The organism is Flavobacterium sp. TR2 (assembly GCF_025252405.1).
GTDB lineage: Bacteria > Bacteroidota > Bacteroidia > Flavobacteriales > Flavobacteriaceae > Flavobacterium.
On the sequence record NZ_CP104307.1, the window covers coordinates 328,026 to 352,526 of the forward strand.

Sequence of the window (24,501 nt, forward strand, 5' to 3'; positions counted from 1 at the left end):
GTCAGTAAAATTTGAACTTTATACAAAAATACAAATTAAAGGTTTTAAATAATTACTTAGTGGTGCAAATTAAATTTTAACACCTTTTTTCTTTTGCTTCAAAAACTCTAATAAATAGGTTCCGTACCCTGATTTAAGCAATGGCTGAGCCAATTCCTCCAGTCTTGCATCATCAATAAAGCCTTGTCTCCAAGCAATTTCTTCAATACAACCCACTTTTAAACCTTGTCTCTCCTCTAAAACTTGTACAAATTGCCCTGCCTGTATTAAACTATTGAATGTTCCTGTGTCTAGCCAAGCAGTACCTCTACTTAATATCCCTACTTTTAATTTTCCTTTCTCAAGATAGACTTTATTAACATCTGTGATTTCGTATTCGCCACGTGCACTAGGTTTTATATTTTTTGCTATTTCTACAACAGAATTATCATAAAAATATAGGCCTGGGACCGCATAATTTGATTTAGGCTCTAAAGGTTTTTCCTCAATTGAAATAGCATTTTTATTTTCATCAAATTCTACCACTCCATATCTTTCTGGATCCGCAACATGGTATGCAAAGACAACCCCCCCTTCTGGATTAGCATTATCTTTTAATAGCTGTTGCATATTTGTTCCGAAAAAAATATTGTCGCCCAAAACTAAAGCTACTTTATCAGTGCCAATAAATTCCTCACCTATCACAAAAGCTTGAGCAAGTCCATTAGGATTTAGCTGTTCAGCATAGCTAAATTTACAACCTATTGAGCTTCCATCTCCCAAAAGCTTCTTAAAGTGCGGTAAATCATGAGGAGTAGATATAATCAAAATTTCATTGATTCCAGCCATCATTAAAGTTGATAACGGATAATAAATCATGGGTTTATCATAAACAGGCATTAATTGTTTACTTACAGCTAATGTTAATGGATGCAATCTTGTGCCAGAACCTCCAGCTAATATAATTCCTTTCATAAATCCTAATTTTTGATTTTAGATTTCAGACATCTGATTTTTCAAATCTCTAAATCAGAGATTTTAAACAAACATTTTTTTTAAACTTCCCTTATAATTTGGAATATTCATATTATAAACTGTCTCTATTTTTTCCTTGCTTAATAATGAAAAGCTAGGCCTCTTTGCAGGAGTTGGGTACGATGACGAGGGAATCCCTCCTACTTTACAATTATAATTTCCAAATTCTTTAATACTTAATGCAAATTCGTACCAGCTAATTTCGCCTTCATTTGAATAATTATAAATTCCAGGTATCCATTTGGATGATTCAATTATATCAATCATTGCCTGTGCTAAATCAGCTGCATAAGTTGGAGAACCAATCTGGTCATTCACCACATTGATTTCATCTCTTTCCTGCATTAATCTCTGCATGGTTTTTACAAAATTACTTCCATACTTGCTGTAAACCCAAGAAGTCCTAATTATAATAGATTCTGGATTTTCTTTCAAACAAGCAATTTCACCAGCCAATTTACTTTCTCCATAAATATTTATAGGATTAGTTTCAGCTTCTTCATTTAAAGCAATTGATGAAGATCCATCAAAAACATAATCTGTTGAGATATGAATTAATTTTGCATTATTTTCTGCAGAGTATTTTGCAATTAATTCTACCGCTAAGTGATTCACTTTAAAAGCCAAATCTTTTTCTGATTCAGCTCTATCAACAGCCGTATAAGCTCCACAATTAAATATAATATCTGGATTAATCTTATCTAATTGAGATTGAAGCAATTCTAAATTATCTAATGTTGCCTGCGTTCGATCAGCAAACACCCATTCATAATGAGAATATGAAGGCGCTAAAACTGAAAGTTCAGATCCTAATTGCCCTGTTGCACCAGTTACTAGAATTTTTTTCATTAAAATAAGCTATTACAATTTTCGATAAAAGGCAGGATTTGATCTTTTTCGGAAACGATTGCCTCATTTAAGTTCATCCCCCAATCAATATTTAGAGATGGATCATCGTATTTAATCCCTCCTTCTGAGGCTTTATTATAAAATTGATCACATTTATACATTACCGAAGCCGTTTCACTAATAACTGAAAATCCATGCGCAAATCCTTGAGGAACTAACAATTGTTTTTTATTTTCTGCTGATAATAAAATACTAAATGACTTTCCATAAGTAGGGGAATCTTTTCTTAAATCTACAGCAACATCAATAATTTCTCCTTCTAAAACACGAACTAACTTTGTTTGAGCGAAAGGAGGATTTTGATAATGCAACCCTCTTAAAGTCCCTTTTTTTGAAAAAGACTGGTTATCTTGAACAAATTCAATATTAATTCCTAAATCTTCCAATTTGATTTTACTATAAGACTCAAAAAAATATCCTCTTTCGTCTCCAAAAACTGTTGGCTCAACAATTACCAGGTCTTTTATAAATGTTTCTTCAATTTTCATATTCTATTTTTATATTCATTTAAAGAAATTGACAATAACTTCTTTAATTCTCTCTTTATCTTGACCTGTTAAATTTGATCCTGATGGCAAACATAATCCTTTTTCAAATAATTCTTCAGCAATTATACCGCCATAATATGGATATTTTTTAAAAACTGGCTGTAGATGCATTGGCTTCCATAACGGCCTACTCTCTATATTTGCTTCGTTAAAAGCGAGTCTTAAACTTTCTTTTTCTTCTTTTGTGTTTAAAAGTACTGTATTAAGCCAATAGTTAGAAATGGAGTCATTGTCCAGATTATCAAAAAGTTTTGCGTTTTTGACTTCTTTAAAAATCTCCTTATAGAATAAATGATTTGCTTGTCTTAATCTAATATTTTTTTCTAAGATTTTCATTTGCCCCAAACCTATTCCTGCGCAAATATTACTCATTCTATAATTGTAGCCTATTTCACTATGCTGATAATGTACCTCTGCATCTTTTGATTGAGTAGCATAAAAAATTGCTTTTTTCTTTTGTTCTTTATGTCTAGCGATTAATGCGCCGCCGCTAGAAGTCGTAATAATTTTATTTCCATTGAAAGATAAAATACCAAAGAATCCGAAACTACCACATTTTTTCCCTTTATAACTGCTACCAAGCGCTTCAGCGCTATCTTCAATAATTGGTATCTCATATTTATCAGCAATTGAATGTATTTCATCTACCTTATATGGCATACCGTATAAATGAACCGCTATAATCGCTTTGGGTTTTTTTCCTTTTTTTATTCGATCATTTATGGCTATTTCAAGTTTTTCGGGGCAAATATTCCAAGTATCTGCTTCACTATCTACAAATAATGGAGATGCATTCTGATATAAAATTGGATTTGCAGAAGCTGAAAAAGTCATACTTTGGCAAATTACCTCATCGCCGGCTTTAACACCTAATAAGATTAAAGCTAAATGTATAGCGGATGTTCCAGAATTTGTAGTGGCAACAAAGTTTTCATTTCCAAAATAACCCTGAAGTATATTTTCAAACTCCTCTACATTTGGTCCTCCAGAAGTAATCCAATTTGACTTTAAAGCATTCTGAATGTAATCTTGCTCAAATCCGCTTTCTTGAGATAATGATAAATAAATCCTTTTATTTTCCATTATTAATACGCCAATAATCCGACGGATAAAGAACATCGTCATCGCTAACATTACTCAATGGCAATGTAGAAAAAGATATTAATTTTGAATTTTCTTCCAGAGATTCTATTGCATTTGCGTAACCAGCAGGTATGTGAACTATTTTACTGTCAGATTCAGAAACATAAACAGTCTCAATCGTTAAATCCTTTGAAGGATTTTCCCAATTATCAATTTTTAGAAAATAGATATTAAAAGCCCCTGAAAGACAATAGAAGTTTTTAGCATCTAATTTATGTCCTTGCCAAGCTCGAACTGGATTTTCCTTCGAATTAGTTATAATGTAAAACCTTTCAATATCAGTAAAGTTAAAATCATTTACATACGATATACTTCCTCGTTGATCTGAAAATTTTCCTCCCTGAATTATTTTAGGCTCCATGATTCAATCGTAAATTATTTTTGTTTAACAAATAAAATTTTGAAGAATAAAGCAACAATAAAGGTAAAATTACAATTAAGAAAATAAGCAAATCTTGAACTTTTTGATAAAAAAGAATTACTAGTAAAGAAATTCCAGCTTGAGCTAAGGCATAAAGAAGAGACACTAATCTATGTTGCATTTTATATTCATTACTTAATATTTGATACAAATGCAATCTATGCGCCTCAAAAATATTCTGTTTCAGATAAAGTCTATGCAAAATTGTACAAACCGCATCAACCCCATATACAGCTAAAAACAACAGCCAAATAAGTGATTCTGTTACAAGAATTAGTTTTACAACCAAATAAATTATCCAAAAAGCTATTGCAATACTTCCAACATCCCCGGCAAAGCATTTTGCTTTTTTTCTGTAATTGAAGAATAGAAAAACTAGACTAGCAATTATTGCATATTTAATAAACATTCCATCAATGAAAAGCTGGATTTTTGTATTGACATACAATAATGATCCCATTACAACTAAAGTATAAAGGCCAGTAATTCCATTAATTCCATCCATAAAATTATAGGCATTTATTAGTCCGATGGCCAGTACATAAGAAACTACAACTCCCCAAACAGGCATTAAATGGAATAAATTTAAATCATGAAAAATCAAAGTAATTGAAAGAAAATGAACTGCAATTCTAATTTTGTTTGATAGGCTTTGAATATCATCCCAAAAACTAACTAAACTGACTAAGGTTATACCTGTAAAGAAAAAGTAATTGCTTTGAATATTCTGTAAAAAATAAATTAAAGCCGAAAACCAGAAAATTATTCCTCCTCCCCGTAATGTTATTTCTTTATGAGAGCTTCTTTCGTTCGGCTTATCAATTATATTAAAATGATCTGCTATTTTGAAATAAAGCAGCATAATGATCATTAAAATTATTCCGAGTATGGTATATTCCATTATTTATTCTGTAAAACTTTTAATTGTTATTTCTAATCCTTTCTGTGCACTATATGGGAGTTTATCAATTCCGATTGCTTTCTTTATTTTTTGGTTAGAAACTTTATAATTTTCCGTTAGCTTTTGAAGAGTTTCACTGTTCAAAGGAAATCTTAACAAATCTCCAATTTTACTAAAACTTCCAATTACGAACTTAGGTATCGCAATAGAAATATTTCTTTTATTTGTAACTGAAGATATTATATGAATTAATTCATTTGTCGATATAAATTCGTCATCAGCAATATTATAAATTCCAGAATCAACATTTTTATTTTCAATAATTGTTTTGATTATGAAACATAAATTTTCAATACTTAAAAATGATCTTTCATTTTTATATGAAGCCAAAGGCCATGGTACACCTTTTGAAACCAATTTATATAGTAAGTTCAGATTTCCCTTATTCTCTGGCCCATGAATCATACATGGTCTTAATATATAAACTCGTTTAGTTTCTGGTAATTTTTGTTGTAAAATATATTCTTCAGCTTTATATTTTGCAATTCCATAATGTGTTTTGGGGTCAGCAATTACATCTTCAGTTAAAATTCCATCAACCTTGTCAGCTACTGCTTTTACTGTACTCATAAAAATAAATACTGAAGCATCTGACAACAAGAATGAATCAAACAATTGCTTTGTTAACTCAAAATTTGATTCATAATAATCTTTCGGTTTTGAAACTTTTTTAAGATCATGTGCTTTTCCAGCAAGATGAATTAATACATCTGTCTCCAGATTAAATTTTTGATTTGGAACATATCTAACACTAAGTGATTCAACATTACACGTATCATATAAATAACTTTGAAGATTGGTTCCTACAAAACCTGTAGATCCCGTTATTGCAACTTTTATCATTATTTTTTTAATATGGACTCTAAATTATTTATACATTTTGCCATTGTAAAATTCTCCTCGAAATATTTAAATCCATTTTGTCCAAGAAGATCTCGCTCTTTTTTATCCATTTCAGATAATTTAATTATTTCTTTGGCTAATGCTTCATGATCTCCTGCATTTACTGAAAATCCACAATTTGCTTCTTTAATAATCGAAGCACCTTCTCCATTTAGCATTCCTAAAATTGGCTTTTGTGTGCATAGATAAGCTTGTAACTTTGCAGGTACTGTTAAATTAAAAATTAATTCATCTTTTAGTGAAACTAACAAAACATCCGATTTTGTAAAAAAAGTTTTCATTGCCTCTATAGGAAATCTTCCTAAAAAATGAACCGTATTACTCAATTCATTTTCAGATACAAAATCTTCCAGTTGTTTTTTACTTCTACCATCTCCAACAAAAATAAAATGTATATCTAGGTTTTCTTTAAGAACTAATGCTGATTTAATTATCGAATCGACATCTTGTGCAACTCCAATATTTCCAGCAAATAAAACTATAAATCCACTTGGCAATTTAGGAATTACATAATCCGAATCACCATTTAAAATAGAATCTTCTGCCCAATTAGGAAAATAAACAAGTCTCTCTTCATAATCCCCTTTTGTTAAAATTGATTCCTTGAATCCCTTTGAGCTAATTAAAATTTTATCTGAACTATTGTAAATGTACTTCACCATTTTAGTAAAAAAAGATAGTACTATTTTATTATTAATTCCACCAGCAGAAGTTAGACTTTCTGGCCACAAATCCAAAACCCAAAAATATAAGGGAATTCGCTGAATTTTTTTAACCACAATTGCAGGGAATCCTTGTGTAATGGGAGAGGGCTCATGTACTAAGATAGCATCAAATTTATCTCTAAAAGCTAAAGAAAGAGCCCTAATAGAGGCAAAAAATGCCCAACTGAAATAATTTAGAAAAAGTCTAACCCCTCCTCCTTTTCCTCTCGGAATTAACAAAGTTCTTATAACCTTTACACCGTTAATGATTTCGTTACGTTTTTTAAAAAAACCATAATCAGGATGTATTTTACCTTCTGGGTAATTTGGCAGACCTGTTAATACTGTAACTTCGTGCCCTTTTTTAACGAGTTCGAAAGCAATATCATTGCTTTTAAAATTTTCTGGAAAAAAGTATTGTGTAACTAATAGAATTTTCATTTTACAACTCTCTCCAAACCACACGTTTCACATAATCCGTATAACTTAAAATAATACGAACCATTTTTTCAGAAACATTTGGCATTGAATAATCAGCAACTGGTCTAAAATTTCTTTCTTTTCCTGTTTTTTGGTATTGAAGCTGCACTAATCCTTGCAAAATTCTTTCAGGATTTAAACCTACCATCATTACTGAAGTCTCCTCCATTGCCTCTGGTCTTTCATGTGCATCTCTAATATTAAGAGCTCTAAAATTCAATACTGAAGATTCTTCTGAAATTGTTCCTGAATCTGATAAAACAGCAAAAGATTTCATTTGCAAAGCGTTATAATCATTAAATCCAAGCGGTTTTAAGAATTGAACATTTGCATGCATTTGAATATTTTTCTTTTCAATCATATTTCTTGTTCGAGGGTGCGTACTAACAATGATTGGGTAATCATATTTTTCAGCAATAAGATTTAAGCTATCCATCAAACCTTTAAAATTTGCTTCGCTATTAATATTCTCCTCTCTATGAGATGATACAACAAAAAACTTTCCTTCTTCCAATCCTAATCTTTCTAATACATCGGAAGATTCAATAGATGGTAAGTAATGATTTAAAACCTCAAACATTGGAGAACCCGTTTTGATAATTCTATCTGCAGGCAGACCCTCTCTCAACAAGTATTCTCTCGCGATATCACTGTAAGTTAGATTAATATCAGAAGTATGATCTACAATTTTTCTATTGGTTTCCTCAGGAACACGTTGATCAAAACAGCGATTTCCAGCTTCCATATGGAAAATTGGAATGTGTCTTTTTTTTGCTGGTATTGCGCACAAACAACTGTTAGTATCTCCTAAAACTAAAAAAGCATCTGGTTTTTCTGATTCTAATAAAGGATCTATTTTAATTAAGATTTGACCTACAGTTGCTGTTGCTGTTGCTCCAGCAGCATTTAAGAAAAAATCGGGCTTACGAATTCCTAAATCATCAAAGAAAATTTGATTTAATTCATAATCATAATTTTGTCCAGTATGTACAATTACATGCTCGATTGCATCTGAATTATCTAGAGCTGCCATTACTCTTGAAAGACGAATAATTTCTGGTCTTGTCCCAACGACAGTCATTACTTTTAATTGTGATTTCATTATATATAAAGAAATTGATTATTTTTTAAACGTTTTCAAAATAGGTATCGGGATCATTTGGATCGTAAAATTCATTTATCCAAAAATTAGTGTACAATACTTCCTCGCCGATATTTTTAATATTATGGGTATACCAAATTGGCATATCTACATATGCTGGTTCATTTCCATCTAGAATAAAATCCAAAACCTCATCAGTACCGATACGACGAAGTTGAATTAAAGCTTTTCCTTTAATAACTGCAAAACGCTCAATTTTTCTAGTATGGTAATGATTTCCTCTAGTAATACCTGGCACAGTAGTCGAAAAAGAAACTTGTCCTCCGACTCCTAATCGAATAATTTCGACAAAAGAACCACGCGGATCAGTATGTTCGATAAATTTTACAGGAAAGTGATTTTTTATATCCATGTAACAACGAAATGTATTGAATAAATTCAATTCAAAAGTGTTGTTTATATTTGGGATTATGCCTTTATCTTGGTATTCTGTTTTGTAAATTTCTAACAAACGTAAAATTTGTGAGACTTTAGATTCTGATGTATGTGGTATCAGAATTTCAGATTTCCCTTTTTTACTTCTAATTTCTGTCAGAATACAATCTACTAATTCTCCAACATAAATTAATTTTAGATCACCATCAACATCGATTGTAGGGGTTTCATTATGTGATAATTTATGACAAAAAGTAGCAATAACAGAATTGTAATTCGGATGACCAAAAGGACCAAACACGTTAGGTATTATCATTCCTGTAAATTGCCCTCCTGAATTATTTGACCAATCGATCATTAATTCTCTACCAGTCCTTTTTGATTTCCCGTACAAATTATCTCTTTCTTCTTGAGTTGAAGAAGAAAAAAGTACATGTGCTTTACTATTTGTTATTTTAAGAGAATTTATCAATTTTTGAACTAAATTCACATTTGTATCATAAATAACCTGAGGATCATTATGGCGATTCATCGCGGCTAAATGAACAATTACGTCACATTGTGATACAAAAGCATTTAATGCTTCTTCATTTTCAAAGTATTCTTTTCGAAAATGAATTCTTTCAAATTCGTCTGTAAATAAGCCGATCGTATTATATAAATGCTTTCCAACAAAACCTGCTTGACCTGTAATACCTACTTTTAACATTAGCTTACTTAAATTTTAAAATATTCAATATTGTACCTATATTCATCTTTAGTCTCTCCTAACAAATAATCAGCCATAACTAGTAATTTAGAATTTAATTCCAGAGACTGAATACTACTAGCATATCCTTTAGGGACATGCAATACATTCAATTTATTAGAATCAATGAAGTATGTAAAAACTTCTAAATTAACGGATGGTTCTTCCCAATTATCAATTTTAACCAATTGAATTTTAAATTTTCCACTTACTGCAGAAAACCACCTTTGTTCTATTTGATGACCTTGCCAACCACGCTTAAATTCAAGATCAGCATTTTCTATAACATAAATTCTTTTAATTACTGAAGCATCAAAATCATTATTATATAATAAAATTCCTCGCTGATCAGAATGACAATTTCCTGCAATTAATTTGGGATCCATAAATTAATTAGCTTGGCATTTGAGCGACATCTTCTCCAAAAACTTCTTTTCGAATAAGTGGAAGCGTTGACAAAAGCTTTTTCATTCCTTCTACTCCCTGTTGCTCTGTATTATGAGAATGATAATCTTCAATTAACGAAACATCTTCTTCTCCTTCAGAAAAATATTGTGCATAATTCAAATCACGGTTATCTGCTGGAATACGATAAAATTCTCCCATATCTTCAGCTTTCACCATTTCTTCTCTCGTGCATAAAGTTTCATATAACTTCTCACCGTGACGAGTTCCTATAATTTTAATTTCATTATCTGCATTACACATTTCTTTTAGGGCCTGTGCTAAATCTCCAATAGTTCCCGCAGGAGCTTTATTTACAAACAAATCTCCAGGATTACCATTTTCAAACGCAAATAAAACTAATTCAACAGCCTCATCCAATGACATTAAGAATCTTGTCATATTAGGATCTGTAATAGTAATTGGACTGTTTTCCTTAATTTGCTTTAAAAACAATGGAATAACAGAACCTCTAGAAGCCATAACGTTACCGTATCTTGTAAGACAAACAGTTGTATCAGTTAAATTTCTAGAAGCTGCGACTGCGACTTTTTCCATTAACGCCTTAGATATCCCCATAGCATTAATTGGATAAGCCGCTTTATCTGTACTTAAACAAATAACTTTTTTTACTTTGTTTATTCCTGCGGCATCAATTACGTTTTGTGTTCCAAAAACATTAGTTTTAGTTGCTTCAAGTGGAAAAAACTCACATGACGGTACTTGTTTTAATGCTGCTGCATGAAATACATAGTCAACACCTCTCATTGCACGTTCAATACTATTATAATCTCTAACATCACCAATGTAAAACTTAAGTTTGTCATTTTTTAACTGATTACGCATATCATCTTGTTTTTTCTCATCACGAGAAAAAATCCTGATTTCTTTAAAATGATCAGTATGTAAAAAACGTTTTAATACTGCATGCCCAAACGAGCCTGTTCCTCCAGTTATTAGAAGAATTTTATTTTGTATTTTCATTACTTATTTTTGTAAATGATTAGTATTGTTTTTAAATATAAATATGGTAATAGATATAAAATCTTTGAAAAAAATTCTTGACTTTTAGCACCTAATGAAAATGCCTTAGATATCTTTTTTAAGAAAGAATAAAAACAGTAGCACATAAAATATCCAAATTTCATTAACGTAAAATAAGTTTTACTTTTAAAAAATTTTGAACTATTTTTTACAAAAAAATACGCATCTGCTTTAGATTTTAATTGTAAAAGTGCTTGGTATGCAGCATTATTATTTCTAATTCTTACTAAAGTCAAATATTCATCTAAAAATCCTAATGGAAAACCTTCTGCTATTTTAAACCAAAAATAAGAATCTTCTCCTACTCTAGTTTTTTCAGAAAATCTCATTTCAGAGTTTTTGAGTAAAATTTGACGTCTAATAATTATACATGGTGTTGCAATAGGACAACTAATTAAAATATCTGGGATTATCTGTCCATGAAAATCGGTTCTAACCTTTTTTATTATTTCATTTTTATTACGAAATTGAATATAACTTGTGTGGCTCCATGCAAATTCATTCTCTTTCATAAATTGAATTTGGGACTCTAGTTTTGTTGGTTTCCAAAGGTCATCCGAATCCAAGAATGCAATATAATTACCTACTGCTTTTTCAATCCCAATATTTCTTGCTACTCCAGGGCCAGAATTTGAAATTTTATAAAAATTAAAATCTTTATAATTAGATTCCAAATCTGAAATATCTTCCGTAGAGCCATCATTAATTATAATTACTTCGTAGCGCTTTAGAGTTTGCTTCTTTACGCTTTCTAAAGCCTCAATCAACCAATCTTTATTACTGAAAAAAGGAATAATAACACTAACTTCAATGTTATTAATGTTAGCTTCTAAATTTAAACTATCCATTATCTTGTTTTAGCAATTTAAAATATTTTTGTTCCACTTCAGAAATTAAATACTTCTTTAATCTCATTTGAACATCATCATTAGATAAAATACTACGAGTGCCAGATAATAAAAATGTTCTAAATTCCCCCAATCTTATTTTACATGTAACCTCATCTTCTTCAACATTAAAGAACATTGGATAGGTTTCAAGCATTTCTTTTGCTGTATCATTTTTTATCGTACAAATATTCAAAATAGGTTTCTTTAGATATACGTATTCTAAAATTTTTGATGGCTCTTGGTATTCATTATTATTACCAACATTTATTAGTACATCCGCTTCGCTTAAAATATTTGGAATTGTTTCTCTAGGCATAAATCCTTTTACAAATATTTTTTTTTCCAAAAGATCACTATACTCATTAAATATCAAACTGCATTGCTTTACATTTCCATAAAAATACAATTCTAATTTATCTTGAAGGTCTTTGTATTTTAAAAGCGCAGCAAAAAAATCTAATATTTTTTTTGGGGATCTAGTAATTGGTGTTAAAGTCCCAACAAAAACTAATTTAATTTTATCGCTATCTTTATTTTTATCAATAAAATTGATATTGTAAGGAATAAAAATATTATGATTAACTACTATCTTTTTAGCGATAGCCGGGTATAGAGAGGCATATTTATTCTTCAGTTTTTCAGTAAGGACTGTTACAACATCTGCACTTTCTAAAATTTTCTTTTCGTATTTATAATTTAATGAATTGTATAGAAAATTATTGTTTACCGCCTTACTTAGATAAAAAGGATCTATTGTATCTGCTATCCAAAAGATATCGTTGTTTTTCTTTAGTTTTGATCCTACGACGTGTCCCGAAAATGGCCACGATACTGTTATAACATTTTCAATATCATTCTCTTTTATAAGCTTTTGAGCTTCCTTATAAGCTGATTTTTGCCATAAAAAAGCAAAATCGGGAAAATATATTTTCTTCCAAGTCAAATTATAAATTTTCCTCAAAAGACTTTCCTTATATACTTTATTGCCTACTGCCGATGGAACATTCTCTTTTGTATTACTTACACGAAGTAATTTTCCTTTAATTTTATTAAACCAAGAATCACCTGTTCTAAAAATTCTAATACCGTGAATCTCTTCATAGTCCAAGAAACCATCTTGTTTAGATGCTACAACATATATTTCAATATCTCTATTTCTTTTCCACTCTTTTAAAACATTTAACCATCTGTACGTATTTGGCGAGTTGTCTGGAAAAAAATCATGAGTGATAAGTAATACTTTATTTTTTGTCATTCGTTATAATATTATTTAATCAAATCAGCATTACGCTACAAAAAGACTATTTATATGATTTATACCTTTTCTATATTCAAAAATTAGATAACAATACATTAGCATAATTAGCCTAAAATTGGCGTTAACAGAGATGAAGAGCCCTTTTACATTTCCTATCACGATCGTAAATAGAAGCATTAAAACAAACCATCTATGGTTTCTATTCAAAAATTTCAGTCTTAAAATTAAATGGCTTATTAAAAGAACTATTAAAAATAAATAAATAACTCCTCCATAATTAAGTTGGATTATGTATCCAACATCTGAATTACCGGTTTTGAAAAGAAAAACATTATCTCCAGATCCTATCAGCCATTCTGTCAAATTTTGTGGAAGAACAACCATGTCACCAAACAAAGTTGAAAATGTATTTACATCTGCATTATCTGCTTTACCAGTAAAAAAATCAGATGTTTGTACGAAAAAATCAAATGCCCATTCAAGTGTCTGCGCGTATTCTTTGAAAAAAGGAGTTTGAAATAAAATCAAGTAAAATAAAAAACCAATAAGAAAAGAAACCCCAATAAATTTAAAATTGAACTTTAAGATTACAAAATAGACTAGGATAAAAACAACCGGAATAAGCCCTGAACGAGCATTAAAAAAAATGGAGAGTAGTAAAAACGGAAGTAAAATTAAGTATTTTGACTTTGTCCTAGAAAAATAGAATGCAAATGCGAAAACCAATCCTTGCACAACACCAAATGCAAAAGTTAATCCTTCAGACAATCCGAAGGAACGAAATGCTATAAATTCAGAAAACTCATTTTGTTGCAACAGAACATTTTTAACAAATAAATTTAAAGGTGGTACAAATATTAAAAAAAATGTAATAAAAGCTGCTATTCCACCTACAAATACAATTTCTTTAAATAAATTTCCGCCATTTTTTAGCTTAGAATAAAAAATAAGCAATGCACTTGGAATAACAATAGATTCAAGAAACAGTAACACATTTGCTTTAAAAAACACACTCTCTGACCTTTCAAAGTCTCTTAAATAACTAAAAAAAATAATAAGAAAAAAAAGAAATGTTTCGACCTTAAATATTTTTATAGTTGAGTACCATTTCCAAGATATTATAATATAAAGTACCGCCGGTATAATCATAATTTCAACAGGGCTCACAGGTAGCCCTTGAAACGGTGGATTATAAACGAACAAGTATAGTAGAACAATAAATACTATATACTTGAAAGAGGTAAAATTCATCTGATATAATTTCTTCCGTAATTTTCTATCAAAAATTACTATCGAGTTTTATTTTTAATTTTAGAGATCCAACAATAAAAAGAAGGTAAATATTGAAATATTAAGCTATTTTTTCTATTAAAATATGGATTCTTATTCATTTGATTAAGGTATTGTCTATGTTGACTTCTTAATTTGTCTAGAATATCTTTTGAGGAATTTAATTCAAAAGCACTGCAATACATTGCTATAGAACTGCCTAGGGCGTATGCCTCAAATCTATTAGCACTATCTTCCATCCCTAAAGATCTTAGATTAGAAATAAAATCGTCAAATTCTTTAAAGACAGATAATTTATTCTCTTTGAAATGACTATTTGTATTCCCTGCACGTACTTTTAGATAATTATGCATAGGTTTATCAAAATAAACCAAGCGATTCATCTTTAAGAAAATGTTTCTGTCAAAATAAACATCTTCGAATATTTGTTTGTCGATAAACCTTACATCACCAATAATGTCTCTTGTAAAGACTTTATTCCAGACTTCAAATCTAACATTCAAATTACTCTCAAACAAAGAATTAACCGCACTAGTTTTGTCATAAATAGTTATGGATTCTGTCTGAGAATTAGCAATAGTTTCATTTTCATAAACTTCTTTAAATCCACAAACTGCTATTTCAGCTCCTTCACTTTCTATTAAATTAATTAATGTTTCATACATTTCAACATCAATCCAGTCATCGCTGTCTAGAAAAGCAATGTAATCTCCCGTAGCTTTGTCTAAACCAATATTTCTGGCAGAAGACAATCCTCCATTTTGTTTATGAACAACTTTAATTCTGTAATCGCCTGCTCCATACGAATCACATATAGAACCACAACTATCTGTTGAACCATCATTAACTAAGATTATTTCCAAGTCTTTGTAAGTTTGATTCGTTACAGATTCTATGCACTTAGGGAGATATTTCTCTACGTTATATATAGGAATTATTACCGATAATTTTTTTTGATCATTTGCCATAAAGAATTTTCTTTAATGTAGTATCTTGTTTTAAATTATAATAGTTTTTCTCTTTTAGTTAGATACCAACAATATGCTATTTCTGTTAATCCTGATAAAGCGATAGACAAAACTAAAACATAAATGCTTTTGGTTATTAAAAAACCAATAAGGGAATATAACGCAAAACTTGATAAAGCTATTATTTGATTATTGGTAACATATTTATATTTGTTTTGAGGAATGAAAACAAATGAAATAAATGCTCCTACAACGAGCCAAACAAGAACAACAACACTTAAAATTACTGAAACAGGATAAGAATCCAACATTGTTTCGCCTCCCATTATTAATACTATCCATCTTCCAAATATTGCTATTAAAGCAATAACTGACAATCCAACTAAAGCTTCATAACGAATGATTTTTTTGATTTGTTGTGGCTTGACATTTGCAACTATTTTTGGAAACAAAGCTAAATTCACATTTACTAATAACGTCCTCGGAATTAGTATAATTTTATTTGCCAAATCATAGATTGCAACATCTCTCATTCCAAAAAAAGAACCTATTATAATTGTGATGCTTTGCTCTTTAACAATCCCAAGCGATGAACTCAGAAAGAATGGAAAAGCTTCTTTATACCAAATTTTAACCTCCTTAAATGAAACCCAATTTAGTTTTATTCCTTCATTAAACCTTACAATTAAAGCTGCTGTAATAGCTCCTAATAGACTAACTAAAGTTGTAATTAATGCAAAAATCCATAGATCCTTTGGACTATGAATCATAATGAAAATAAATGGTAAAGACAAAATTTTAAAAAGCAATTGAATGTAAGTAACAATCTTCATTCTTTGCACACCTTGAAAATACCATTGAGGAAAAAAAATACCCGATAAAGTTTGAAGAAAACAAATTACATATATTACATAATTTTCTCTTAATGCAGGTATTGTCAATATAATTAATGTAAATACAATAGTAGATACAAATTGCAGATACATTTTTGCAGTAAATATACATGATAAAACATGTGATTTTTTTTCTAAATCATTCCCATTAGTTGCAATCGCTTTAACCCCAGGAAAATCAAAACCATTTCCTATAAACGTAATAAAATAAGTTACTACTGATGTTGCAAAAATGTATAAACCATAGCTTTCCGCACCTAAAGTACGTATAAGAAAAGGATAGATAAGAAAATAAAACAATGAACTTAATATTTGTAAAATAGTCATGAAAAAATAATTTTCCATAACTTTTCTATTTTCAATAATCAATGTTTTTACATTTAGTAATTTCTCTTTCATAACAAACAATAACTAACTGTAATAACTAATCCCTCTTCCATCTCCAATATTTTGTTTTATAATTTTATATATTATTAATTGTTCCAAAGTTTCTAACGATTATTTTGAATTCAATTTAAGAACCAACTAAAACAATCAAAAACTTAAATTTTAGACGTCACAAAAACAATTAAAATTAATTTTCGCTATTAGCTTCATTAAACTTGCGTTTTAAAATTAAAAACAAAATAGTTAATACAGTAAAGAGAAAACCTCCAAAAACTATTCCTTTCACCTTACTTGTTTTCTCTTTTGGCAATGGTAAAATAGGTCTATCGATTACTTGAATCAAAGGTGTTTCTTTTCGCAACGTAACTTTTGCTAATTCGCTTTGTTTCACCAGCTCAGATAGAATAGCTGTATTTGCCTGTACATCAACTTGTCTTCTAGCGGAAGGAGCCCTACGAATGTTGAGAGCCGGATTAAGATTAAAAGCATTATCATTTGCAATTGCAACCCCAGTAATTGCACTATTTAATTCAGCTCTTACAGAATCTACCTGACGTTCCAAAATTTCCATGTTTTTACGTGCTTTTTTGCTTTTCGTCTCTACATAAAATTCCCCTACTTGTCTTGCAAGTGCTTCACAAAAGTAAAGTGAAAATAGTTCATCATTTGAAGAAACATCCATTGAAATGATAGAAATTTTTTTATCTTTTTGGACTACTGATAAAGAATTTTTATACAAATTTTGATAAATCATTCCTAAAATACTGTCATGAACTCGAGTAAACTTACTTTCATCTTGGTTTACAAACTGAATATTCTTTAATTTAGGACTATCTTCCCATTTCTCACGCCACTTTTTATCTTGTATGTACATTTCTGCCAAAGAAATTACTTTGCCATTCACATTAACAGGCACTAGTAAAGTCTTCTCTACCATTCGGCGTGATTTAAATAATTCAGTTAAATTTAAACCGGTAAACATGCTTCCTCCGCCACCGCCACCGATATCAATTCCAAACGTACTAGCTAGACCAAGTGCTCCGCCTAATCCACCCCCTGTTTTTTCATCTTCCAACGCAAATGTCAATGTTGCCGTATAAATAGGTTTTTTAAAGTATGAATATACAAATCCTAAAACACCTCCAATTAATCCCATTAAGACAAGTATTCTCCATTTGGATAGTAAATACCCTTTCCATTCATTTACTATCTGAATTAATTCTTTTAACGATATTTCGCTGTTTTCAACAGACTGATTTTCCATAAAATTTATTTAAAAGCTGTAACTATTAATAAAGCTAAACTAGAAATTACACTTCCTATACCTACCCATTCTCCAGCAGTCATTTTCTTCTTTTCAGGCTTTTCAGGAACGACAATTTGCGAATCTGGCTCTACTTTAGGATAAGATCTAAAGAATAAAAACGAACTTGTAACAGCTGCCTTTCCATTAGGATATATTATATATGATTTTCTTTTCCATCCTTTACTATCGATACCTCCAACAGAATTAATATAATATTTAAACCCTTTACCATTTCTATAAGGAATTTCAGAAGTTAAAAGTACATTTCCTGTAACTTTAACTCCTTCATTATATACCGCAACCTCAATTTCATCTCCAGGAAATAAGGTAACATTAGAATAGTGATTTTTATCTTTCACGATCTTTTCCCAATTCACAGGAATAGTTGTGTATTTTAACTCGTCTCTTAATTTTTTTGATAACTTAGATTTAAGTGTATCTTTAGTTTTCAAATTTAATTCCTCTGGAGCTCCTTCTTTTTTCTCTAACGTTTCTTTCTTTTCAAGGTTAAGATTTATGGTTTCTAGCTGCTCAATCTGCTCTTCTTTGATTGGTCGTTTGATTTTCATACCATCTAAATTAGCAATAGATGTTAGTCCTCCAGCTCTCATTACTACATTGTAAACTCTCTCCTTTTTATTTGCTAGAACATATTTCCCTGGATAGGTAACGGCACCGCTTACTTTAACCATTTCTGGTTTCTCATAGACAGCCATTCGACGGATATTAATAACATCAAAGGGTTTTAAAACAAAATTCTTAATTTGTTCATTATTGTCTGCCGTTATCTCTAATTCAACTAATTCTATTCGCTTCGGATCTGCATCATCAATAGCATCAGATTTAATCATTCTCGCAATTTCAACTCTTTTTGAAGCTGAGCCAGTTAATCCTCCAACTTGGACAACTAAATCATTTAAAGTAAGATTCTCGAAATATTCATACTCGCCAGGATTTTTTACTTCTCCATCTATAGTCACTTTATATTCCTCTCTAAAATCTAAAATAGAATATACTGTAACTATATCTTCTCTTTTTAATTCAATGTCTGCATTTAAGTCTCCTGACAATGCAGCACCTAAATCTACATTAACAATTTCAGTAGTCAAATCTGTTTTCAGACGAATAATTCTTGCTCGCTTACTATAAGCGTCTTCTTTTAATCCTTCTGCTCTTGTAACAAGATCTGAAATTCTCATTCCTTCTGTAAATGAGTAATAATCTGGTCTAAAAACGGCTCCTTCAATCTTAATACGGTTTTCAAATCGATTTAAAATCTTAGTAATCCTAAAAACATCTCCCGATTGAGGTTGATAAGAATTATATTCGCTTTCATTTATATCATGTACCTTAAATTCTTTTCCTGTCTTTTGCAATACATTCACTGATGCTGTATAAGCAAATTCATTAAATCCAGATGCAAAATTCAATAGATCAGAAAACTTTTCTCCTTTTTTCATTTCGAAAATACCTGGGCGTTTTACTTCTCCTTCTACTACAACTCTTTGAGTATAAGCAGGGATTCTAATGACATCATTATCTCTTAAGCTTACATTATCGGATTGATCTCCTTTTACTAAAAACTTATAGATGTCAACATTTTTATAAATCTTATTATTTCTAATTAATTCTATATTTCTGTAACTACCGTTTTTTCCAGGTCCACCTGCCAAATGCAATGCATTATAAACGGATGCTAAAGATGATATTGAATAATTTCCTGGCTGTTTACCTCCAACAATTGTTACTTTTATAGTTCTTATATCACTTAAACTAACACTAACCTGAGATTGCCCAGATCTAACTGTACTATATACTCTAGCAATTGCAGCTCTAATTTTTTGTGTAGCTGCTTCAATAGACATTCCTGCCACAGAAATTTGTCCAACATTAGTTATCGAAATTTTACCTTCAAAATTTACAGGAACAGTATCTTCAAATTGCTGAACACCATATATACTAACTTCTAATTTATCTCCTGGCCCTAGAACATAGTTAACTGGTGTAGCCATTTTCAGATCTGGTTCAAAATTTAAAGTAGGATTATCAAATAATTCTGAACCAAAAACTAAAGCATTTAAAGAATCTTTAATTTTCTCATTTTTTATTTTTTCCTGTTTTCTACCAAACTCTGAGTCCTTATCTATTTTTTTAAGTTTGTCCTGATCCTTTTTATTTTTGTCTTTATCCTTATCTGAAGTATTCTTTTTTTCGTATTCTGTAATACGAGTTCTTAACTTATCAAATTCCGTTTGACTCATCCCTTTGGACAAAGCCATAGATTCAACATCATTAATAGTTGCATTATTACTTTTTAATTGCGCAATAATTTTTGCAATTTCATCATCTGACAAATAATCTACTTTTACAGTACTAAGGTCTTTAGATTTTACAATATCTTGGGCATTTGCATTTAAGGATATTAATAACGTAAAAAATAGAGCAAGAACGTATGTTATTTTTTTCATATTTACGAGAAAATTATTTCAAAGATATTTATTTACTAAAATCTTCTTTATGAGTATTGTTTTTGATAATAATCTTTATAAGCCCCTGAAGTAACATTCTGGAGCCATTCTTGGTTATCTAGGCACCAATTTATAGTCTTTTCTAATCCTTCTTCAAAAGTAACAGAAGGTTTCCAACCTAATTCTTTATTAATTTTTGAGGCATCTATAGCATAACGCAAATCGTGGCCTGGTCTGTCTTTTACGTATGTTATTAATTTTTCAGAAGCACCTTCCGCCCTTCCTAATTTCCTATCCATTATTTTACATAGCAACTTAACGAGATCTATATTTTTCCATTCATTAAATCCGCCAATATTATAAGTTTCATGATTTTTTCCTTCATGAAAAACTAAATCTATTGCAATTGCATGATCCTCTACAAATAGCCAATCACGCGTATAATTTCCATCTCCGTAAACAGGTAGTGACTTATTATTTATAATATTATTAATAAAAAGAGGAATAAGTTTCTCAGGAAAATGATATGATCCATAATTATTTGAACAATTAGTTAAAACATATGGAAGACCATAAGTTTCTCCATAAGCTCTAACAAAATGATCAGAACTTGCTTTTGAAGCAGAATATGGAGAATTAGGGTCATACGGTGTTTGTTCAGTAAACAGCCCAGTAGAACCTAAGGAACCGTAAACTTCATCTGTACTAATGTGATAAAATCTTTTCCCTTGAGAATTATCTTTCCATTGATTCTTAGCTGCATTCAATAAATTCATTGTTCCGATAACATTTGTTTTCACAAATGCTAATGGATCTTCAATTGAACGATCAACATGAGATTCTGCTGCTAAATGTAAAACACCATCGAAGTTATGAAGTTTAAAAAGTTCATTAATAAAATTTTCATCAACAATATCTCCTTTTACAAACGTGTAATTTGGTTTATTTTCAATATCTTTTATATTTTCAAGGTTTCCCGCATAAGTCAATGCGTCTAAATTGAAAATTTGATATTCTGGATATTTATTCACAAAACGTCTAACTACATGAGAACCAATAAAACCAGCTCCACCAGTTATTAGAATTTTTTTCATTTTAAAATGCTTTTATTTAATTTAATAAATCTGAATTTTGTTTTTCCAGTTCGTTATATATATCCTTTACATCTTGCGAATTTTCTTTTTGCAAAATCAAATTTGCAGTGTCAGTATGTACAAAAATAGTATTTCTTAAGCCTAAAAAAACAGTATGGCTATCACAACCGATTACCATATTCCCATTAGAATCTACAGGATGCCCTTTTGAAACTAAATATTCGTATACTGATTCAAAAGAACCAAGATCAGACCAAGAAAAAGATGCAGGAACTACTTTAATTTTTTTACTCCTTTCCATCACAGCATAATCAATACTTATAGATGGAATTTGCATTGATAATTCTAAATCTAAAAACCCTTCTTGAGAAGCTTCCCAAACTGCTTTAGATTTTTCATAAACATCTGGTTGAAATTGTTTTAATTCGTCCAATAAAACTCCTGCCTTAAAACAGAACATACCACTATTCCAGAGAAAATTTCCTCTAGAAATAAACTCTTTAGCTGTAGTTTCATTAGGTTTTTCTCGAAACGATAAAACTTTATCTCCTTTAGATTCTATATAGCCATAACCGGTTTCTGGTTTTGTTGGGATAATTCCAAAAGTAACTATATATCCATCTTCTGCTTTAGAAATTGCCTCTTGGATCGCATTATTGTAATCCGATATCTTATCAATTATATGATCAGAAGGAGTTACAATTAATATATCTTCTGGTTTTGAAGCAAAAGCAGCAAAGGCAATAGCTGCTGCAGTATTTCTAGGTGTAGCTTCCACAATATTTACATAAGCAGTATTGGTTTTGTTCATAACGACACCACTCAAATGATGATTATCAACATTCCCAACAACCATCACTCTATCAGCCAAATGACTATTACGCTCTACCGTCATTTCGAATAATGATTTCCCTTCAAATATCTCTAAATATTGTTTTGGTCTGCTTTTACGAGAAAGAGGCCATAATCTACTGCCTACTCCACCGGTCAAAACAACATGTATTATTGTATTTTTTGTTTCCATTTTCTCTAAAATAAAAAAAGACTTTTAGCACTATAGCCTATTATCAGCTATAGTACCTAAAACTCCTTTTACATCATATAATAAACTATTTGATTTTTGCAATGCAGCAAAATCTAATTCTAAAAATTCAGCATGTGAAACTCCTAGAACTATGGCATCAAATTTATTGTTTGGAATAGAGTCTAATGTTATTAAATTATATTCTTTTGTTACATCCTCTGCATTTGCAAGGGGGTCAAATATGGTCACTAAAATTCCATATTCTTTTAAAGCTTTTACTACATCTACGATTTTAGTATTTCTTACGTCTGGGCAATTCTCTTTAAAAGTAATCCCAAGCATTAATAATTCAGCGCCATTAACAGAAATACCTTTTTTGATCATTAACTTCACTATTTGCGAAGCTACATATTCGCCCATACTATCATTCAGACGTCTTCCTGCTAATATAATTTCAGGATGATAGCCAAATTCTTGTGCCCTTTGAGCTAAATAATAAGGATCAACTCCGATACAATGTCCTCCAACAAGACCTGGTTTAAAAGGCAAGAAATTCCATTTTGTCGCTGCTGCCGTCAATACTTCTTGCGTATCAATATTCATTAAATTGAATATTTTAGCAAGTTCGTTTACAAAGGCAATATTGATATCCCGCTGTGAATTTTCAATCACTTTTGCTGCTTCTGCAACTTTTATAGTAGGCGCTAAATGTGTTCCCGCTGTAATTACAGACTTATACAAAGCATCAACTTTTAATCCAATTTCAGGGGTTGAACCAGAAGTCACTTTTAAGATTTTTTCAACAGTGTGTTCTTTATCTCCTGGATTAATTCTTTCTGGCGAATATCCTGCAAAAAAGTCTTCATTAAACCTTAATCCAGAAACTCGCTCTAAAACAGGCACACATTGCTCTTCCGTCACACCAGGATAAACAGTCGATTCATAAATAACAATATCTCCTTTTTTTAGAACTTTACCAACGGTTTCGCTAGATTTATAAAGAGGTGTTAAATCTGGTCTATTGTTTTTATCTACAGGGGTAGGAACTGTAACTATATAATAATTACACTCAGCTATATCATTTAAAGATGTAGTGCAATATAATCCTTTTTTTTCAGTTGGTTTATCTACTAAAACATTTTGTAAAACATCATCTTCAACCTCAAAAGTTGTATCTGTTCCCGATTTTAAAGAATTAACTCTAGATTCATTTATATCAAAACCAATAACAGGATATTTTGTTGCAAATAATCTAGCTAATGGCAGTCCAACATACCCTAAACCAATAACCGCAATTTTAACTTTTTTTTCTACTTCCATTTTCTTAATTCCTTTAGGCTTTCAAAAATTCACGGCTTCGCCATTCCAAGTCACAAAATCTGACTCAGATACCTAAATTAATCATTTTCGCGCAAATATAGTATAATAAGTCTAGTTATTCAATACGGTTTCACGTAATACTCAAAAACAAATTGTTAATTAAAATACGCTTAACTACAATACGTTATTAATCAGACTGTAAATAATTCCCTTATAAAAAAAAAAGAAGAAAAAATCTAAAAAAAGACTTCTCTTCCGTTTAATTTTTATTGGATAACGCTGTTATCTATATTTTATTTTTAAAACACACCCTAAAGTTTCCAAAACTAGTATATAATAATTATTAGAAACTTCCTGAACAATTGCATTCTGATTAATAAATGCTCCTGATTCTAATTTGATTTTGTCTCCAACCTGAAGAGCAGAAACACTTACTTCACTAATATTTGTTGATTTTAAACCAGTTTTTATAGCTTCAATTTCTTGATCTTTTACAATTGCTGGTTTTCCAAGCCAAAATAAATACCTTATCGCTCCAGCAGCCTGAAAAACCAAATTCCTTTCTGAATCTTCCAGTTGAACAAAAACATAGGAACTGAAAAGCGGAGTTTCAATCTTTTTCTTTCTATCTGACCATTGCTTAACTTGAGTAATAAGAGGACAATAACACTCAATTCCTAATTGATCGAGTTTATCAGCAACTTTTTTTTCCCATTTAGGCTTTGTATAAACTACGTACCAGTTCAT

The 24,501-nt window shown here is 30.3% G+C and carries 23 protein-coding genes; all 23 read right to left on the reverse strand.

The window, feature by feature from the left end:
- Window positions 1–69: 69 nt before the first annotated feature.
- The 23 genes from rfbA to N4T20_RS01670 all read right to left on the reverse strand — a co-directional run bounded on the left by rfbA (window position 70) and on the right by N4T20_RS01670 (window position 24,501).
- The gene (gene rfbA, locus N4T20_RS01560) at window positions 70–954 is read right to left on the reverse strand and encodes a glucose-1-phosphate thymidylyltransferase RfbA (protein ID WP_260671406.1); all 885 of its coding nucleotides are present in this window, start codon (window positions 952–954) and stop codon (window positions 70–72) included.
- A gap of 63 nt (window positions 955–1,017) precedes the next feature.
- Window positions 1,018–1,863, reverse strand: coding sequence for a dTDP-4-dehydrorhamnose reductase (gene rfbD, locus N4T20_RS01565; protein ID WP_260671407.1), 846 nt, complete (start codon window positions 1,861–1,863; stop codon window positions 1,018–1,020).
- Window positions 1,863–2,411, reverse strand: a complete 549-nt coding sequence (gene rfbC, locus N4T20_RS01570) for a dTDP-4-dehydrorhamnose 3,5-epimerase (protein WP_260671408.1) — start codon at window positions 2,409–2,411, stop codon at window positions 1,863–1,865. Before rfbC ends, rfbD begins: the two co-directional genes overlap by 1 nt.
- Window positions 2,412–2,426: 15 nt before the next feature.
- On the reverse strand, window positions 2,427–3,554 hold the full coding sequence (locus N4T20_RS01575; RefSeq protein ID WP_260671409.1) for a DegT/DnrJ/EryC1/StrS family aminotransferase: 1,128 nt from the start codon (window positions 3,552–3,554) through the stop codon (window positions 2,427–2,429).
- A complete protein-coding gene (locus tag N4T20_RS01580; RefSeq protein WP_260671410.1) occupies window positions 3,544–3,975 on the reverse strand; it encodes a WxcM-like domain-containing protein in 432 nt (143 codons plus the stop codon). Before N4T20_RS01580 ends, N4T20_RS01575 begins: the two co-directional genes overlap by 11 nt.
- Window positions 3,965–4,936 (reverse strand): MraY family glycosyltransferase, encoded by a 972-nt coding sequence (locus N4T20_RS01585; RefSeq protein WP_260671411.1) that lies wholly within the window; start codon window positions 4,934–4,936, stop codon window positions 3,965–3,967. Before N4T20_RS01585 ends, N4T20_RS01580 begins: the two co-directional genes overlap by 11 nt.
- 3 nt (window positions 4,937–4,939) lie before the next feature.
- Window positions 4,940–5,839 (reverse strand): NAD-dependent epimerase/dehydratase family protein, encoded by a 900-nt coding sequence (locus N4T20_RS01590; RefSeq protein WP_260671412.1) that lies wholly within the window; start codon window positions 5,837–5,839, stop codon window positions 4,940–4,942.
- Window positions 5,839–7,044, reverse strand: a complete 1,206-nt coding sequence (locus N4T20_RS01595) for a glycosyltransferase family 4 protein (protein WP_260671413.1) — start codon at window positions 7,042–7,044, stop codon at window positions 5,839–5,841. The genes N4T20_RS01590 and N4T20_RS01595 overlap by 1 nt, the downstream gene beginning before the upstream one ends.
- A 1-nt stretch (window position 7,045) precedes the next feature.
- Entirely contained in the window at window positions 7,046–8,185 is a 1,140-nt protein-coding gene (gene wecB / locus N4T20_RS01600) for a non-hydrolyzing UDP-N-acetylglucosamine 2-epimerase (RefSeq protein WP_260671414.1), read from the reverse strand.
- Between the two features lie 25 nt (window positions 8,186–8,210).
- Complete coding sequence (locus N4T20_RS01605; protein WP_260671415.1) at window positions 8,211–9,329, reverse strand: NAD-dependent epimerase/dehydratase family protein; 1,119 nt, start codon at window positions 9,327–9,329, stop codon at window positions 8,211–8,213.
- An 8-nt stretch (window positions 9,330–9,337) separates the two neighbouring features.
- Window positions 9,338–9,754 carry a WxcM-like domain-containing protein gene (locus N4T20_RS01610; RefSeq protein WP_260671416.1) on the reverse strand — a complete coding sequence of 139 codons (417 nt, stop codon included), beginning with the start codon at window positions 9,752–9,754 and terminating at the stop codon, window positions 9,338–9,340.
- A 7-nt stretch (window positions 9,755–9,761) separates the two neighbouring features.
- Window positions 9,762–10,796, reverse strand: coding sequence for a polysaccharide biosynthesis protein (locus N4T20_RS01615; RefSeq protein ID WP_260671417.1), 1,035 nt, complete (start codon window positions 10,794–10,796; stop codon window positions 9,762–9,764).
- Complete coding sequence (locus tag N4T20_RS01620; protein ID WP_260671418.1) at window positions 10,796–11,704, reverse strand: glycosyltransferase family 2 protein; 909 nt, start codon at window positions 11,702–11,704, stop codon at window positions 10,796–10,798. Before N4T20_RS01620 ends, N4T20_RS01615 begins: the two co-directional genes overlap by 1 nt.
- Entirely contained in the window at window positions 11,697–13,001 is a 1,305-nt protein-coding gene (locus tag N4T20_RS01625) for a hypothetical protein (protein WP_260671419.1), read from the reverse strand. The genes N4T20_RS01620 and N4T20_RS01625 overlap by 8 nt, the downstream gene beginning before the upstream one ends.
- A gap of 30 nt (window positions 13,002–13,031) precedes the next feature.
- Entirely contained in the window at window positions 13,032–14,255 is a 1,224-nt protein-coding gene (locus N4T20_RS01630; RefSeq protein ID WP_260671420.1) for a hypothetical protein, read from the reverse strand.
- Window positions 14,256–14,293: 38 nt separating this feature from the next.
- Window positions 14,294–15,262 carry a glycosyltransferase family 2 protein gene (locus N4T20_RS01635; protein WP_260671421.1) on the reverse strand — a complete coding sequence of 323 codons (969 nt, stop codon included), beginning with the start codon at window positions 15,260–15,262 and terminating at the stop codon, window positions 14,294–14,296.
- Between the two features lie 35 nt (window positions 15,263–15,297).
- On the reverse strand, window positions 15,298–16,554 hold the full coding sequence (locus N4T20_RS01640; RefSeq protein WP_260671422.1) for an oligosaccharide flippase family protein: 1,257 nt from the start codon (window positions 16,552–16,554) through the stop codon (window positions 15,298–15,300).
- Between the two features lie 175 nt (window positions 16,555–16,729).
- Window positions 16,730–17,806, reverse strand: coding sequence for a Wzz/FepE/Etk N-terminal domain-containing protein (locus N4T20_RS01645; RefSeq protein ID WP_260671423.1), 1,077 nt, complete (start codon window positions 17,804–17,806; stop codon window positions 16,730–16,732).
- A 5-nt stretch (window positions 17,807–17,811) separates the two neighbouring features.
- Window positions 17,812–20,316, reverse strand: coding sequence for an SLBB domain-containing protein (locus tag N4T20_RS01650; protein WP_260671424.1), 2,505 nt, complete (start codon window positions 20,314–20,316; stop codon window positions 17,812–17,814).
- A gap of 47 nt (window positions 20,317–20,363) precedes the next feature.
- Window positions 20,364–21,410, reverse strand: coding sequence for a dTDP-glucose 4,6-dehydratase (gene rfbB, locus N4T20_RS01655; RefSeq protein ID WP_260671425.1), 1,047 nt, complete (start codon window positions 21,408–21,410; stop codon window positions 20,364–20,366).
- 16 nt (window positions 21,411–21,426) lie between these two features.
- The gene (locus N4T20_RS01660; protein ID WP_260671426.1) at window positions 21,427–22,434 is read right to left on the reverse strand and encodes a mannose-1-phosphate guanylyltransferase; all 1,008 of its coding nucleotides are present in this window, start codon (window positions 22,432–22,434) and stop codon (window positions 21,427–21,429) included.
- Between the two features lie 30 nt (window positions 22,435–22,464).
- Window positions 22,465–23,754, reverse strand: coding sequence for a nucleotide sugar dehydrogenase (locus tag N4T20_RS01665; protein ID WP_260671427.1), 1,290 nt, complete (start codon window positions 23,752–23,754; stop codon window positions 22,465–22,467).
- A gap of 282 nt (window positions 23,755–24,036) precedes the next feature.
- On the reverse strand, window positions 24,037–24,501 hold the full coding sequence (locus N4T20_RS01670; protein WP_260671428.1) for a UpxY family transcription antiterminator: 465 nt from the start codon (window positions 24,499–24,501) through the stop codon (window positions 24,037–24,039).

Bases quoted from the DNA above. Each gene is read 5' to 3' on its own strand.
- rfbA (WP_260671406.1), bottom strand. From the start codon at position 954: ATGAAAGGAATTATATTAGCTGGAGGTTCTGGCACAAGATTGCATCCA.
- rfbD (WP_260671407.1), bottom strand. From the start codon at position 1,863: ATGAAAAAAATTCTAGTAACTGGTGCAACAGGGCAATTAGGATCTGAA.
- rfbC (WP_260671408.1), bottom strand. From the start codon at position 2,411: ATGAAAATTGAAGAAACATTTATAAAAGACCTGGTAATTGTTGAGCCA.
- N4T20_RS01575 (WP_260671409.1), bottom strand. From the start codon at position 3,554: ATGGAAAATAAAAGGATTTATTTATCATTATCTCAAGAAAGCGGATTT.
- N4T20_RS01580 (WP_260671410.1), bottom strand. From the start codon at position 3,975: ATGGAGCCTAAAATAATTCAGGGAGGAAAATTTTCAGATCAACGAGGA.
- N4T20_RS01585 (WP_260671411.1), bottom strand. From the start codon at position 4,936: ATGGAATATACCATACTCGGAATAATTTTAATGATCATTATGCTGCTT.
- N4T20_RS01590 (WP_260671412.1), bottom strand. From the start codon at position 5,839: ATGATAAAAGTTGCAATAACGGGATCTACAGGTTTTGTAGGAACCAAT.
- N4T20_RS01595 (WP_260671413.1), bottom strand. From the start codon at position 7,044: ATGAAAATTCTATTAGTTACACAATACTTTTTTCCAGAAAATTTTAAA.
- wecB (WP_260671414.1), bottom strand. From the start codon at position 8,185: ATGAAATCACAATTAAAAGTAATGACTGTCGTTGGGACAAGACCAGAA.
- N4T20_RS01605 (WP_260671415.1), bottom strand. From the start codon at position 9,329: ATGTTAAAAGTAGGTATTACAGGTCAAGCAGGTTTTGTTGGAAAGCAT.
- N4T20_RS01610 (WP_260671416.1), bottom strand. From the start codon at position 9,754: ATGGATCCCAAATTAATTGCAGGAAATTGTCATTCTGATCAGCGAGGA.
- N4T20_RS01615 (WP_260671417.1), bottom strand. From the start codon at position 10,796: ATGAAAATACAAAATAAAATTCTTCTAATAACTGGAGGAACAGGCTCG.
- N4T20_RS01620 (WP_260671418.1), bottom strand. From the start codon at position 11,704: ATGGATAGTTTAAATTTAGAAGCTAACATTAATAACATTGAAGTTAGT.
- N4T20_RS01625 (WP_260671419.1), bottom strand. From the start codon at position 13,001: ATGACAAAAAATAAAGTATTACTTATCACTCATGATTTTTTTCCAGAC.
- N4T20_RS01630 (WP_260671420.1), bottom strand. From the start codon at position 14,255: ATGAATTTTACCTCTTTCAAGTATATAGTATTTATTGTTCTACTATAC.
- N4T20_RS01635 (WP_260671421.1), bottom strand. From the start codon at position 15,262: ATGGCAAATGATCAAAAAAAATTATCGGTAATAATTCCTATATATAAC.
- N4T20_RS01640 (WP_260671422.1), bottom strand. From the start codon at position 16,554: ATGAAAGAGAAATTACTAAATGTAAAAACATTGATTATTGAAAATAGA.
- N4T20_RS01645 (WP_260671423.1), bottom strand. From the start codon at position 17,806: ATGGAAAATCAGTCTGTTGAAAACAGCGAAATATCGTTAAAAGAATTA.
- N4T20_RS01650 (WP_260671424.1), bottom strand. From the start codon at position 20,316: ATGAAAAAAATAACATACGTTCTTGCTCTATTTTTTACGTTATTAATA.
- rfbB (WP_260671425.1), bottom strand. From the start codon at position 21,410: ATGAAAAAAATTCTAATAACTGGTGGAGCTGGTTTTATTGGTTCTCAT.
- N4T20_RS01660 (WP_260671426.1), bottom strand. From the start codon at position 22,434: ATGGAAACAAAAAATACAATAATACATGTTGTTTTGACCGGTGGAGTA.
- N4T20_RS01665 (WP_260671427.1), bottom strand. From the start codon at position 23,754: ATGGAAGTAGAAAAAAAAGTTAAAATTGCGGTTATTGGTTTAGGGTAT.
- N4T20_RS01670 (WP_260671428.1), bottom strand. From the start codon at position 24,501: ATGAACTGGTACGTAGTTTATACAAAGCCTAAATGGGAAAAAAAAGTT.